Below are 14,082 nucleotides of genomic sequence, written 5' to 3' on the forward strand. Positions count from 1 at the left end.
TGCCGAAGGTTGCTTGTGGCGGTGCTGCTAGCACCGCTGTTGGTTGCTGTTGCTCGGCAATGGTCGAGAGGATACGATCGCGGCCCACTGCTGCGGCAAACAGGTTCGGTCGACTCCGACCGCCGCCTTGCGTCGTTGTGCTTTTCGCTTCGACTCCACCTGCGGGGAAAGGATTCCCACCGATGACTGAGCTACGACCTCGAACTTTGTCCGACCTGGCCCATCTAGTGGCCGGTCGCACGACCGGCGACGCCACGGTGACCATTGTCGGAGCTGCCCCGCTGGACGAAGTTGCGCCCCGTCAAATTACGCTGATCGATCAGCCCGAGCGGCTCGCGCAGGCCGCCCAGTCGCCTGCTGGGGCCGTGCTGGTGCCAACGGGCCTGACCTGCCAGGACAAGCCGACCATCGAGGTCGACGACGTCCACGCCGCGTTCGCCACCATCGTCAAGCTCTATCGTCCCCATCGGTGCTCGGTTGCCCCTGGCGTGGCCACTTCGGCCTCTGTTAGCGACACCGCCAAACTGGCCGAAGGCGTTACTATTGGCGCCGGAGCCACCGTGGCCGACGACGTCACCATCGGACCGGGCGCCACCATTCACGCCGGCGTGCACATTATGGCCGGTTGTCAGATCGGTGCAGGGGTCACGATTTTTCCCGCCGTCACGCTGTACGAAAACACCGTGGTGGGCGACCACGCGATCATTCACTCCGGTGCGGTGATTGGCGCCTACGGTTTCGGATATCGTCAGTCTCAGGGCCGCCACGAGTTGTCGGCTCAATTGGGCAATGTCGTGATTGGGCCGCACGTCGAGGTGGGCGCCAATTCGACCATCGATCGCGGCACCTACAGCTCCACTCGCATTGGCGAAGGAACCAAGATCGACAACCTGGTGCAAATCGCTCACAACTGCCAGATCGGCAAACATAATCTGCTGTGCGCCCAAGTGGGCATCGCCGGCAGCACCACCACCGGCGACTACGTGGTAATGGCCGGCCAGGTGGGCGTCCGCGATCACGTACACATTGGCGAGGGGGCCCGCATCGGCGCCATGGCTGGCGTGTCGAACGACATTGCCGCAGGCGTGGTGGCCTTCGGAGCTCCCGCGACTCCCGAACGTGATCAGAAGATCCTGCTGGCCTCGTTGGCCAAGTTGCCTGAGATGCGGAAGCAATTCAAGCAAATCCGTAAGTCGGTGCAGAATCTCGAATCGTCCGCTCGTCAGCACGGCTCGCAGGGTGGTCGCGCCGCCATGGATCCCGCCGCCTAGAACATCCATCGCCTCGACGGAATGATGCCAAACTCGACCTCTCCCGATTGCCACCCTGCGACGGACGACAACACGGTGGGCCTGCTGGCCGCGTGGGGTCGGTTTCCGATGGTCGTTGCCGAGTCGCTGAAACGCGATGGCTACCGCGTGTGTTGCCTGGGAGTCAAAGGGCACGCCGACGGAAACCTGGCACGCGTGTGCGACGAATTCGATTGGGTCGGCCTGGCGAAGCTCGGTTGGGCGTCGCGGTGGTTTGCTTCGCACGGCGTCCAGCGAGCCATGATGGCGGGCAAGATTCACAAGGTGAATTTCTTCCAGCCCATGGCCATCTGGCACCTGATGCCCGATTGGACCACGCTCAAGGCTTTCTATCCCCATTTCGTCGCGCGCACGTCCGATCGCAAGGACGACACTCTGTTGCTAGCAGTGGTGGACACGTTTGCCCGCCACGGCATCGAGTTCCTGCCCGCCACGGACTACGCCCCCCAGTTGTTAATCGACGAAGGCGTGGTGGCCGGACGCGAGCTTACCAAGGCCGAATACGCCGATGTGGAGTTCGGCTGGCATCTGGCCAAGCAGATGGGCCAGCTCGACGTAGGGCAGAGCGTCTGCGTCAAAGGACAAGCAGTGCTGGCCGTCGAGGCCGTCGAGGGCACCGATCACTGCATCGCGCGCGCCGGCGAGCTCTGCCGCCAGGGCGGATTCACGGTAGTGAAGACAGCCAAACCCCAGCAGGACATGCGTTTCGATGTGCCCACCGTGGGGCAGGGAACCCTGGAAAGTATGGCCCGTGCTGGCGCACGTGTATTGGCCATCGAAGCCAGAAAAACGATCCTGTTGGAGGCCTCCAGTTTCCGTTCGGCGGCCCAGCGGCTGGGCATCACGGTGGTCGCCATCGACCCAGAAGCCCATTCTTGCCACGCTGATCGCCACGCCGCGTAGTTCTTGGCGGTTTTTAAGTTGTTTGTTGGTAACGGTTTACGGCATCCTTCCGGCTGCACCCACGGCACCGTACTAGCCACACAGCCCTTAAATAGCACCCAGGCGTCATTCAAGCGCAAAATAGGGTAAACGCGCAGTTTTTTCTCAGCATTCAACTCAACTTGATTGAGAGATTCGCGCGGCGTGACTATACTGCAGCCTGGGGATTGGGACTTGTCGAGCGGCATAGCGCGACGGGTACAGACTCTTATTGTTTACGGGACTACTTAGACATTGGAACCGCTAGTGACGCGAATGGCGTTCGACTTGCTTTGAACGATTCTTAGCTGGAACAGTCGAACAATTTTCACCTAGCCAATGCAGGTAAGGCAACTTAGGAATAGAGATCCATAGCACGCTATCGGCGTTGCTTAGGCCTGCGGAGCTTCTGAGAAATGGCATCTGAGGTACTTACACCCTCGATCGAGCGGTTGCTATCAAGGCCGCCCGAACATCCTAGAAGTTGGATTCTGGGTTCGAATCCGAGGGTTACTCGCATTGCAAGCCATGCCGAGAAGGCGGCCGAAGTGCAGTGCCCCGTTCTGATCACCGGCGAGACCGGTACAGGCAAGGAAGTCTGGGCCCGGTTGCTGCACGAGTTGGGACCGCGCCGCGAACGCATGTTCGTACCCGTCAACTGCGCGGCACTCACGCCAACGTTGGCCGAGAGTCAGCTATTCGGTCACGAAAAAGGCGCGTTCACCGGCGCTGCCGGCGCCAGCCTAGGTGTGTTCCGGGCAGGCGAAGGAGGCATTGTCTTCCTGGATGAAGTGGGCGAAATGCCCGCTGAATTGCAGCCAAAACTGCTACGCGTGCTGCAGGAAGGCGAGGTCACCCCCGTGGGTGCCGCCAAGCCTGTACCAATCAACGTCCAGATTATCGCGGCCACGAACCGCAATCTTGAAGCCGAGGTAGCGGCTGGGCGGTTCCGCGAGGATCTCTACTACCGTCTGAACATGGTGGAACTGGAAGTTCCGCCGCTTCGTCACCGTGTGGACGACATCCCACGGTTCATCGAGTACTTCTCGGCCAAATACGCGGCCAAGTACAAACGCGACGCCTGGACGCCCTCCAGCGACCGGCTGCGCGAATTCTGCGAATATCCCTGGCCGGGTAACATCCGCCAATTGGGCCACGTCATCGAACAGGCGTACGTGCTGGACTGCGAGCCATCGCTGCCCACCACCCGCAACCGCGAGACGTCGACCCCCGCCCTGCCCTTCACCAACCTGTCGAAGCTGCGTCGCATCGCGGTGCGTCAGGCCTTGCAGGCGACCCGAGGCCACAAAGGTCGGGCCGCCAAGCTGCTGGGCATTCACGCCAACACCATGACACGGTTGCTGGCGCAGATCGATGAAGAGTCGCTGCAGCAGAGCGACAACTAACAGAGCGGCTTCCACCACATCGGTGATATCTCGCTGCGGGTCCCCATTTTGGGGAGCCGTACCACCTTTCAGCCGGACTTTCTTGTGGGCTCACGGTTCGGGCCAGCGATATCCGTGTGGCACCCATTCTGCATTGAATGGCGTTCTGCCCCTATTTCTCAGGCCCCAGCAGATATCTCGCCTCTCCCTTCTCGGCCCTCCAGGGTGGTCCCCACGGGAACGCCGCCGCCCCTCCCCAGTTCTGGTGACGAATCATCAAGTCGGTGAATCCGCCCTTAAGTGCTTTTGTAGCAAAGAGTTGTGGGGCGCCGTCTCACTCGCTCTCACCATCCCAGTGAGGCTCTCCCAGCTGCCGAGCGGCATGGGGAGAAAAATATCCTGAACGTAAGTGCTTTGACTAAATGCGGTTGCGTCGATTCGTTCGCGGACATTCGGTAGTTGGCACGCCCATCGCTTTATCACGGGTCGCGGTCTGGATGGGGATTGTCCCCACTCGGGTCGCAGTCCGCCCAGAGGTGCTGGCCGGGCGCGGAAGGATGAATCCCCCGACGCGCATAGGTGCCATGGCGGAGAGAGGTGTAATTCGAACCGCTGCTATCCGGCACGTAGCGCTGATTTCCTGACATTCAGGATCCAAGGAGTATTGGCAATGAGCATTGAGCAAGTTTACGAGAACGCTGAATCGAAATACGGGACGAACAGTTTCCAGCAGATTCGGAGCAACGGGCACAGCAAGCGACGAGCCCCGCAGGGCCGACGTCGAGGCAAAACCCCGCAATCGTTCAACGGCATGCACCGTCGCCGCCGCAAGAAAGTTTCCTGGTAGCCCCATACCCACGGCAAGAGATCACGCTGCGCGTTGAGGGACGCTCAGCAGCAGGTCGAAATGCCGGTTGGGGTGTAAACACTGCGCGGCTAATAGCCGGCGATGTTTTCGCAGAGCACCAGAAAATGGGCGGAGTGACGATCGCGTGACGGTTCACGCAAGCGTGCAGAGTGAGGGTTTAGGCTGCCGCGCGAACCGCTAGATGTTCAACAGTGATGAAGATGCGTGGCGTTACGTATGTCACGTGAGCGCGAATTGGTCCGCATGGGATGCAGACACTGCGCGACCAAAGTGCCACGGGGCTGTCGCCGAGCAGCCTCGCACAGCATTTGCAGTGGCAAGAAATCGGCGCCCAACATGGTATCTCGCAGAAACATAGTGATTGATGAACGCGCCTGAACTGAATGTTGCCGTGCCATCGTCGGCTTCGTCGACGGTGACACCAGTAACTCGCGCCGGACCGGCAGCGACTGCTCGTTGCTTGGTCGTAACGGCAGATTCCGGGCACGCTACTCTGCTCGAGTCGTCTGCTGGCGAAGAGGGATGGAGTGTAGACGTGTGCGAGTGCTCGTTGCAAGCGTTGCGATTAGCTTTCCGCTTGAAGTTTCAGCTTGCGGTGATTGATCTGCAGAGTGTGACGGACGACGAAGCGTCGCGGAACGACTTGGAGCAACTGGCGCGAGATTTAGCACAGAACCACGTTCCGCTGTTGGTCATCAACGGCGACCCCGATAACCCGCTGGGCGAGTTCGCCGCGCGGCAGCTTGGAGTTTGGGTGTACTTACCCGGCTTGGGGGAAGACGTGGGCCTGGAAAGCATGTTTCGCGAAGCCCGCCTGGCGACGGAGAAGTTGGCGCGCGACGCAGCGACGGTGAGCGAGCAGACAAACCAGCGTAGGCTGCCGGCTGGCTAAGGTGCCGGCGGCAATGTGTGGCAAGAGGGATGGCTTCGGCCAAACATGGACAACCCGGCGGCACTGCAAGCTCTTAACCGGGTGCGCGGACGCTAACCAACTGAGGGGACGACAATGAGCGAAAGACATCTGCCAGTATCGCTGGATGAGCTGGACGGCCGCGGAGGCCATTCGCGTGGACTCTCGCCAATGCGATCGCGAGGACACCAGAAGCCCATGAGTCGCTCGACTCGAAGTTCCGCCAAGCGGAGCAAGCGTAGCAAGAGTGCAACGGGAGGTATCCACCAACGCCGCAACAAGCGGGCCAACTGGTAGCCAGATTAGTGACCGTATACAGGCGCAACAGCTCCGGCGGTCGAGATTAGAGCGTTAAGTCGGATGGCCTCCAGGCTATCCCGAAATTTTTCCACAAGGGGATTCAATCGATGAGATGTACAACTATGAACCGACTTGCTACGTGTGCGGCGGTTGCGTGTTTGGCCGTGGCCACAGGTGGGGCGACGCAGGCCGCAACGATTAACTTTAATGTCGACGGAGTCGATGTGGTGTACTTTGGTGCATCGGGCCACATCCGCGACGTCAGTTCGGCAGACAACTCCAACGGTGGCAACACGGATCCCAGCGAAGCCGATGAAGTCGATGGCACCACGGTACGTCTTGATTCAACCATTATTGAGCAATACACTGCGGCCGACGACATTTATGCCGACCTGCTGATCAAGGGGCTGCCCGACGGTCTGGAACGTCCGGATGCCGACGCCAACCCCACCCCTATGCCGGTTACCTGGAGCGAAGGTGACAATTCCGAAGGAATGGATCCTTATACCTTCGGGTTCGAGTGGTTCCAGCACGACGGCAACTCGTTGCAGAGTTCGCTGCAACTCGACTTCGACCGATCCTTCGTCATCCTGACCGATTCTGGATCGGCCTTCCCGTTCGTGACGCTTCAGGCTACCACGACGGAATGGTCCCAATTCAATCTTCCTGGTGGTCTGCAGTTTGCCCCCGGAACTCCGATCACGTTCTCCTACACCGCCTCGAACACCTCGACGGTACCCATCACCGGTACACCCATCACGCAGTTGTTCGGCATGGACGGTGTGGTAACCATCTCGGGGCAGGCCATTCCTGAGCCCACCGGTGCTTACCTGTTGCTGTCGGGCCTGGGAGCCGCAGTGGTTGGTATCCGTTGGCGGCTTGGTTGAGCCCTCGCGGGTTAAGTTAGATACGATCGCCAAGAACCGGTCGAGGCTTCCCCTTCCTCGGCCGGTTTTTGCTGCGCGCTTAGGGCCGGCAAGGCTTGCTTTGCACGGCCCACGGGCCTTGGTATGCTGGTCGACACCCGTGCATTGCGGGCGCTGAAAAATTCGTTGTTCCTTGAGGTTTTCCATGTCCGACGCAGATACGCCCACCAAAAGCACTCCGCCGTCGGTCTCCCTCGCCCGCGTATTCAAAGCGGTGCTTCCGGTCGCCCTGGTGCTGTTGGTTGTCTGGTGGGTGGTGCAGAGTCTGCCGGACGCCGCGCAGCAGAAGCTCGAGAATAGCGAGCTAACCCGCTTGCTGGGCAAGCCAGTCAAGCAAACCAAGCTGGAGGGTTGGACCGACAGCGATGGCGACTTGGTGGCCGACTCGCCAGCAGACGATCAGTGCATCACACCCGAGACGCTGGTGTTTAGCTATGTCGCATCCGACGACGCGGGCGACGCCCCCGAGGCCTGGCAGCCTTTCCTGGATGCATTGTCCGAGGCCACCGGTATTCCCACGGAGTACAAGCACTTCGAGAAGGCGGCCGATCAGCTCGAAGCCATAGGCAACGGAGAATTGCATGTGACGGCCGTGAATACCGGAGCCGTGCCGGCGGCTGTAAATACGGCTGGCTTCGTCCCGGTGAGCACCTTTGGTCATGAAGGCTCGTTCGGCTACACGATGGACCTGCTGGTTGCGGCCGATAGTCCTATCAAGAAGGTGGAAGAACTGAAGGGCAAAAAGATTACCTTCGTACGTCCAACCTCGAATTCCGGTTTCAAGGCGGCTCTGGTTTACCTGATGGACGAACACGATATGTTGCCCGAGCGCGACTACAAATACGGTTTCTCCATGGGCCACGACACTTCGGCCCAGGAAGTGGCGAGTGGTAAGACCGATGCGGCGCCCGTGGCTAGCGATTTGCTCGAAGGCTATATCGAAGAAGGAACGATTGAAGACGGGAAGGTCCGGGTGTTGTATGAGTCGGAGCGGTTTCCTCCGGTCGCCTTGGGTTACGCCTACAACCTGTCGCCTGCGATTCGCGAGGCCGTGGCAAAGTTACTCACCGAATACGACTGGCAGGGTACTCCGCTGATGGAGGAGTATGGCACTCCAGAACGCGACGAGTTTGTTGCCATCAGCTACAAGGACGATTGGGCCAACGTGCGTCGCATCGATGACGTGATCGAGAAGGCGCGTCAGAACGCTAAGTGATCGAACGCTGTCTGCGGGCTTCGTAGAACAGCACCGCGGCGGCGACCGAGACGTTCAAGCTGTCGGCCACACCGTGCATTGGCAGGGCGATAGGCGTCACGTCGGAAGCCTGCCAGGCTTCGGTCAGACCTTCTGCTTCTCCGCCCAGCACAATAGCGCCCGATTGCTTGAAGTCGAGATCCCAGTACATCTGGCTGGCATCGGGTCGGGTGGCCCAGATGGCCAGTTCGTTCGCGCGGAGCCAGGCGAGCGCCTCACTGGCGGTGGCTACCACCACGCTGGACTGGAACACGGCCGCCACGCTGGCGCGAATAGCATTCGGGTTAAACAGGTCGATCACCGGGTCAACCACCACCACGGCATCGAGCCCTGCCCCATCGGCCGAGCGCAGCACGGCGCCAAGATTGCCAGGCTTTTCAACGCCTTCCAGCACGGCTACCAGCGGCTGGGCCGGGAGTTGCAGTTCGGCAAGTGTTCGCCGAGGTGTCTCGAATACCGAGACCACCCCATCCTGGCGGTCGCCGTAGGCCAGTTTGTCGAACGCTTCGCGGGCCACTTCCAGCGACTCGGCCCCGGCGGCAGCTAAGCTCTCGACCACCGTCTCCGCTTCCGCCGTGCGGAAGTAGTCACGGCACCACAAGCATTCCACCACGTTAGCACCGGCGGCCAAGGCCCGTTGCGATTCGCGAACCCCGTACACCACGGTCCGAGCTTGCTGCTCGCGGTTCGAGCGATTCTTCAGGGCACTTACCGCTTTGATGCGTGGATTCTGCCGACTGGTAATCATCGGTGGATCCATACTAAGCCTCGGCTCCCGCGTTGGCCCAAACAGGATGCGGGGCTTCGAAGGTCACTCGTTCTCGGGTCGACGGGTGTACCAGACTCAGCCGCCATGCATGCAGGCACATCGCTGGCTCGTCGGGCGCGAGGGTTTGCCGAGCGGCCGTCTCGCCTGCTGGCAGGTAGGCCGGATCGCCCACAATGGGCAAGCCGAGTTCCCAGAGGTGGGCGCGTATTTGGTTGGTGCGTCCCGTAAACGGCCGCACTATGAGCAGCGAGGTGCCATCGTCCATGCGCTGCAGCACTTCGAACTCAGTGTGTGCTTCGGCCCCCGCCTCGTCTGGTAGGCGAACCCCAGCCGCCGAAGGATCTCGCGCGATGGCCGACGTGCAGTCGAAGCGGTCGGCTGCCGGATGCCCGATCACTCGGGCAAGGTATTGTTTCTCGACATCGCCCCGTTCGAATTGCGGTTGCACCAGCTTGGCGACTCGCCGCGTTCGCGCGAAGACCACCAGGCCCGTAGTATTGGCGTCGAGGCGGTGGGCATGGCGAAGCCGTTCGGGGGCGTAGGCCTCTGCCATGAGGTGCGACAGGGTGTTCCTTTCGAACCGGCCGCCGGGGTGAATCGGCAGAGGTGCGGGTTTGTCGACCACTACCAGGTCGGCGTCTTCGTAGAGGATGCGTATATCGATGTTAACATCCGGTTCGACGACGCCGGGCAGCAGGTGCTCGAATTTTTCTCCCGCTACTGTGGTCCGCCGGCTATCGACGGGGTGGCCAGCGAAGAGAATCCGCCCGCAGGCCAGCTCTTCTTGCCAGTACTCCGGTGGCATGGAGGGTACAGCGCGATGCAGGAATTCGACCATGGGCATTCCGTCCCACTCGCCCGCCACATGCAGTGGCAAACGTCGATCGTAGGGCTCGCTGCCGGGCAGTGGCGTGGCCACTTTGCGAATGACGGCGTGCCGTCGCTCGATGGAATGTTGCATCGCCTCTTCCGAGGTGCGGTAACAACGCGGGCAGTGTTCGCCTTTCACGTAGTGCGGCGACTGCTGATCCTCAGTCGTGAGGATCGCCTGGCAGGCGTAGCATTGAGCCGCATCCGTCTCGCGAAGCGCCGCATCGACCGCTACGCGCTGGTCGAACACGAAGCAATCGCCGCGGTAGTGAGCGCCTCCCGCAACTTCAAAGTACTTCAAGATTCCGCCGTCGAGTTGATAGACGTCGCGGAACCCAATTTGCTCGAGCATGGGGGCCGCTTTTTCGCAGCGGATTCCTCCGGTGCAGAATGTGACCACCGGCTGATCACGGAGCTCGTCGGGCAGCGACTGGGCCGCCTGGGGAAAGTCGCGGAAGTGCCCAATGTTCAGGTGCTCGGCCGTTTCGAACGTGCCGAGGTCTACCTCGTAGTCGTTACGGGTATCCAGTAGCGTGACCGGCCGGCCCTCGTCGAGCCACTGCTTAAGCTCTTGGGGAGCGATGCGTTTCGAGGTGTATTGCGCCGGCGCCACTCCGTCGACACCAAAGGCGATGATCTCCTGTTTGATCTTCACCAACATGCGGGTGAAGGGCTGATAGTCGCTCTCACTTTCCTTAATTTCCAGCGGACCGATCGCCGGGTCGGACTGCAAGTGATCCATCAGGGTCGACACGTTGTCGTGCTGGCCGGCAACAAACAGATTGATCCCCTCCTCGGCCAGCAGAATGGTGCCCCGCAGATCCAGTTCGTGGCACCGTCGGCGCAGGCTGGCCCGTCGGGTTACTAGTTCCCCGAGCTCGACAAATTTGTAGGCGGCAACATTTAGAATCGACATTCCGACAATTATGCGGGCGAGGCCCGTCGGGAAAAAGGTATCCCGTGCCAATTTTGCTGCGATGTACGGGCACTTCGCACGATTAGGAGGTGGAGTTGTTCTGTGGGGCCGGGATACTCAGCGTCGGCGGCCGACAGCACCGACCGCCTGGTGATCGCTGGTACGCCGTCGGCGGCGGATCTGGCCAATAAACCGCCGACGTTCGACTTGGGCGATGCTTTCGATGTGCTGGGTTTTGCGGCGGCCCGTCGACCGTTCGGTGTTTTCGTCTTACCGGTACCAATCGCAGGACCTGCCTGGAATATCCTTCAACAGCTCAATTTCTGGGGCCTGAGCATTGGCTTGGCAGGAGATTGTAACGGCGAGGAGTTCGTGAATCTGGTAGACTATGGTAACTAGTGAAATCATTCTGGGAGAAGCTGGATTAGCCATCCCGCCACGAAACGGACCGGCGCGATAGGTGTTGCGGATTGCAGTGTGTGAAAGCAAAATCTCGGACTCATTTGGGCGCTGGCCTCGACTGGTATCTCCGCGACCGTTCCGAAGCCGTGTGCTGTCGTCGTACTTTTCATTGACCTCGTGGTTACAGCCGTCGTCCATTGCCGCAAGGCCGTAGGAGCATCCTGGCGGCCATGAATCACGCCTCCTACAACAAAGCTTGGATCATGAAGTCTCGCAGGAACGTGACCCTCTTGGTGTTGATTTTGCTTGCGGCGCACGGTCTCGTGGCATCGCTGGGGCGTGCGGAGCCGCCAACCGTAGTCCGCCCCGAGCTTTCGGCGTCGCTGGAAGCCACGATGGATCTCGAGCAAGGTTGGCAAAATCCCCCGCGTTTGTCTCGCGTCCATTGCTGGTGGTGGTGGCTCAACGGCAACGTGACCAAGCAGGCCATCACCCGCGACCTGGAGCAAATGAAGGCCAAGGGGATGGGCGGAGCCAACATTATCGACGCAGCGCACGCCAGCCAGGGCGAGCAAACCAAACCACCGCACGGCCCTGACTTCGGCTCGCCCGAATGGTGCGATTTGTTCGTTCACGCGCTGCACGAAGCCGAGCGACTCGACCTGGAGTTGGGGTTCAACATTCAAAGCGGCTGGAACCTGGGCGGTCCGACGGTCACCCCCGAGCAATCGGCCAAAGCCATTACCTGGTCGCAAAAAGTGATTGAAGGCGGCCAGGATGTTGAAGTCGAGTTGCCACAGCCTGCCATGCGCAACGACTACTATCGGGAGATTGCCGTCTTGGCGGTGCCGGTTCCAGAAAAGCAAAGGCAGCGACTGGCCCGGATCGACAACTACAAGCAGAAAGCTTACCACGAGTACCCCGGCGGCTTTACGGCCGTGGATGCCAGTCATCTGCTGGACGTCGGCCCGCAAGGTCGCGGTGTGCCCATCGCTCGCGACTCGATCCAGGATCTGACCGATCTGGTCACTGCCGAAGGGGTGCTCCATTGGAAGGCGCCGGAGGGTCGCTGGCTGGTTCTGCGATTTGGCTACACGCCGTCTGGCGCGCACGTTTCCACCTCCAGCGACAACTGGAAGGGCCTGGCGATCGATTACCTGGATGCCAACGCGTTTCAGCAGTACTGCGACGACGTGCTGAGCCCGATTCTCGAGGCAGCCCAGCCTTACCTCGGCAAGTCGCTGCGTTATCTTCATACCGACAGCTGGGAGCTTGGCCCGGTGAACTGGACGCCGGCCATGCCCGCACAGTTCCAGCAGCGTCACGGGTACGACATTCGGCCCTTCCTGCCCGCCATCGCGGGTTACGTGGTGGAAGATGCCGAGACATCCAATCGCTTTCTCAGCGATTTTCGTCGCACCATTGCCGAACTCATCGCCGAGGGCAACTATGCGGCCTTCGCCGAGTATGCCCACCAGCGGGGCCTCGGTATCCATCCTGAATCGGGCGGGCCGCACGCCGCACCGGTCGACGCCCTGCTCTGCCTGGGCCGCAGCGACATTGCGATGGGTGAATTTTGGGCACGCTCGGAGACGCACCGCACGGCGGACAATTTCCGTTTGTTTGTCAAACAGCCCGCCTCAGCGGCGCACATCTATGGCAAGCGACTGGTGATGGCCGAGGCGTTCACCACCATTGGCCCTCACTGGGAACGCGATCCTCGCGACCTGAAGCCGGTGTTCGACCGTGTGGCCTGCGAAGGGCTGAACCTGGTGATGTGGCACACGTTCGACTGCTCGCCTCCCGAGGCCGGCTCGCCGGGCAACGCGTATTTTGCCGGCACGCACCTGAACCCGCAGGTTACCTGGTGGGATCAAGCCGATGGATTCCTGGGCTACATGAATCGCTGCCAGTTCCTGCTGCAGCAGGGTCTGCCCGTCTCCGACGTGCTCTACTTCTACGGCGAAAACGTACCGAGCTTTGTGCGGCTCAAGCGGGACAACCCCGCTGCGGTTCCCGAGGGGTTCGACTACGACGTGGTGAACCTGGAGGTGCTGACTGAACAAACCGAAGTGCGAGACGGGCAAATCGCATTGCCCAACGGTACCAGCTACTCCGTGCTCGTTCTGCCGCCGCCCGGCTCCTACGGCCTGGAGGCGCTCCGGCACATAGCTCGACTGGTTGATGCGGGGGCCAAGGTGATTGGCGAGCAGCCTACGACGCCCATTGGACTGCTCTCCAGTTCCGATGACCAAGCCGAATTTGCCGAGCTTGCCGACCGGCTGTGGTCCACCGGAGCCATCCAATCTGTCAGCACACAGGAAGTGTTACGCGGTTCCTTCAAGCCCGATTTTGGGTACTCGGATATTGGTGGGCATCAGCTCGATTACGTCCATCGCCGCACCGACGATACCGACATCTACTACGTCGTGAATCGCCTGGACAAGCCGTGTCGCACCGGATGCGGGTTTCGTAGTCATCGTCGCAATGTGGAGCTATGGGATCCAGTGACCGGAGGCATTGAGGTGGCAACGCTATCTCCCGTGCAGAACGAGTTTACGAATCTTGATATCGACCTTCCCGCCAACGGGTCGGTGTTCGTCGTCCTGCGAGATGAGGCCACGCCCGGCGCCAAGCCCGCCACCAACTGGCGGCAGGTTGAGAGGCGCCCGCTGGAAGGATCGTGGCAAGTTGCTTTCGACCCGAAGTGGGGTGGCCCCGCCGAAGTGGTCTTTCCGGAGCTGATCGACTGGACGACCTCCGACGACGATCGCATTCGGTACTACTCAGGCACAGCTACCTATACAAAGACGTTCGACCTGCCGGAGTTGCCCGCGAAGGGGCAGCGATGGCGGCTGGACTTGGGCGATGTGAAGAACATGGCTCGGGTATATCTGAATGGTCATGACTTGGGTGTCGTATGGACCGCGCCATTCCAGGTCGACCTCTCGCCCGCTCTCCGCAAAGGAGCGAACGATCTCCGCATTGAAGTCGTCAATCTGTGGCCCAACCGATTGATAGGCGATGCAAAGCTTCCGCCCGACCAACGACTTACACGCACTAATATCTCCAAGTTCGACCAGGGAGAGCACGCGCTGTTGCCATCGGGACTTCTGGGACCCGTTCGGTTAGAATTTGAGTCGCCCACGGGTGGCGAGCGTGTCTCCGCAGCCCGTAAGGAACCACTCGACTCGAAGGAGTCGAAGTGACTTGTGGGCAATTGATTGCAGTCGAGCATCCTCCCTGTTGC

General features: G+C 60.6%; 11 protein-coding genes. 9 read left to right on the plus strand and 2 right to left on the minus strand.

Translation table 11 applies throughout. From position 1 onward, the window contains the following. Positions 1-182: 182 nt before the first annotated feature. From lpxD to phnD, 7 genes are all read left to right on the plus strand, one after another. Positions 183-1,271, plus strand: a complete 1,089-nt coding sequence (gene lpxD / locus NG895_RS02705; protein WP_252850909.1) for a UDP-3-O-(3-hydroxymyristoyl)glucosamine N-acyltransferase — start codon at positions 183-185, stop codon at positions 1,269-1,271. A gap of 24 nt (positions 1,272-1,295) precedes the next feature. After that, positions 1,296-2,213: an LpxI family protein gene (locus tag NG895_RS02710; protein ID WP_252850910.1), complete on the plus strand. Its 918-nt coding sequence runs from the start codon at positions 1,296-1,298 to the stop codon at positions 2,211-2,213. A 434-nt stretch (positions 2,214-2,647) separates the two neighbouring features. Then, the gene (locus NG895_RS02715) at positions 2,648-3,637 is read left to right on the plus strand and encodes a sigma-54 interaction domain-containing protein (protein WP_261360637.1); all 990 of its coding nucleotides are present in this window, start codon (positions 2,648-2,650) and stop codon (positions 3,635-3,637) included. A gap of 649 nt (positions 3,638-4,286) precedes the next feature. Continuing rightward, entirely contained in the window at positions 4,287-4,463 is a 177-nt protein-coding gene (locus NG895_RS02720; RefSeq protein WP_252850912.1) for a hypothetical protein, read from the plus strand. Positions 4,464-4,848: 385 nt separating this feature from the next. Beyond that, positions 4,849-5,376, plus strand: coding sequence for a response regulator (locus NG895_RS02725; RefSeq protein ID WP_252850913.1), 528 nt, complete (start codon positions 4,849-4,851; stop codon positions 5,374-5,376). A gap of 425 nt (positions 5,377-5,801) precedes the next feature. Continuing rightward, entirely contained in the window at positions 5,802-6,581 is a 780-nt protein-coding gene (locus tag NG895_RS02730) for a hypothetical protein (protein WP_252850914.1), read from the plus strand. 184 nt (positions 6,582-6,765) lie between these two features. Continuing rightward, the gene (gene phnD / locus NG895_RS02735; protein ID WP_252850915.1) at positions 6,766-7,836 is read left to right on the plus strand and encodes a phosphate/phosphite/phosphonate ABC transporter substrate-binding protein; all 1,071 of its coding nucleotides are present in this window, start codon (positions 6,766-6,768) and stop codon (positions 7,834-7,836) included. Here phnD and NG895_RS02740 read toward each other — a convergent pair. Both NG895_RS02740 and NG895_RS02745 read right to left on the minus strand, forming a co-directional pair. After that, on the minus strand, positions 7,829-8,635 hold the full coding sequence (locus NG895_RS02740; protein ID WP_252850916.1) for a TrmH family RNA methyltransferase: 807 nt from the start codon (positions 8,633-8,635) through the stop codon (positions 7,829-7,831). The genes phnD and NG895_RS02740 overlap by 8 nt on opposite strands. A 1-nt stretch (position 8,636) precedes the next feature. After that, complete coding sequence (locus NG895_RS02745; RefSeq protein WP_252850917.1) at positions 8,637-10,430, minus strand: sulfurtransferase; 1,794 nt, start codon at positions 10,428-10,430, stop codon at positions 8,637-8,639. A 102-nt stretch (positions 10,431-10,532) separates the two neighbouring features. Between NG895_RS02745 and NG895_RS02750 the strand changes: the two genes are divergently transcribed. Together NG895_RS02750 and NG895_RS02755 are read left to right on the plus strand one after the other, a co-directional pair. Beyond that, positions 10,533-10,829, plus strand: a complete 297-nt coding sequence (locus tag NG895_RS02750; protein WP_252850918.1) for a hypothetical protein — start codon at positions 10,533-10,535, stop codon at positions 10,827-10,829. 233 nt (positions 10,830-11,062) lie between these two features. Continuing rightward, positions 11,063-14,041, plus strand: coding sequence for a glycosyl hydrolase (locus NG895_RS02755; protein ID WP_252850919.1), 2,979 nt, complete (start codon positions 11,063-11,065; stop codon positions 14,039-14,041). Positions 14,042-14,082 lie beyond the last annotated feature (41 nt).

Origin of the sequence: Aeoliella straminimaris, from assembly GCF_024054565.1 — a bacterium.
Lineage (GTDB): Bacteria > Planctomycetota > Planctomycetia > Pirellulales > Lacipirellulaceae > Aeoliella > Aeoliella straminimaris.

Coding starts and splice junctions, on each gene's coding strand:
- lpxD (WP_252850909.1), top strand. CDS start 183: ATGACTGAGCTACGACCTCGAACTTTGTCCGACCTGGCCCATCTAGTG.
- NG895_RS02710 (WP_252850910.1), top strand. CDS start 1,296: ATGCCAAACTCGACCTCTCCCGATTGCCACCCTGCGACGGACGACAAC.
- NG895_RS02715 (WP_261360637.1), top strand. CDS start 2,648: ATGGCATCTGAGGTACTTACACCCTCGATCGAGCGGTTGCTATCAAGG.
- NG895_RS02720 (WP_252850912.1), top strand. CDS start 4,287: ATGAGCATTGAGCAAGTTTACGAGAACGCTGAATCGAAATACGGGACG.
- NG895_RS02725 (WP_252850913.1), top strand. CDS start 4,849: ATGAACGCGCCTGAACTGAATGTTGCCGTGCCATCGTCGGCTTCGTCG.
- NG895_RS02730 (WP_252850914.1), top strand. CDS start 5,802: ATGAGATGTACAACTATGAACCGACTTGCTACGTGTGCGGCGGTTGCG.
- phnD (WP_252850915.1), top strand. CDS start 6,766: ATGTCCGACGCAGATACGCCCACCAAAAGCACTCCGCCGTCGGTCTCC.
- NG895_RS02740 (WP_252850916.1), bottom strand. CDS start 8,635: ATGGATCCACCGATGATTACCAGTCGGCAGAATCCACGCATCAAAGCG.
- NG895_RS02745 (WP_252850917.1), bottom strand. CDS start 10,430: ATGTCGATTCTAAATGTTGCCGCCTACAAATTTGTCGAGCTCGGGGAA.
- NG895_RS02755 (WP_252850919.1), top strand. CDS start 11,063: ATGAATCACGCCTCCTACAACAAAGCTTGGATCATGAAGTCTCGCAGG.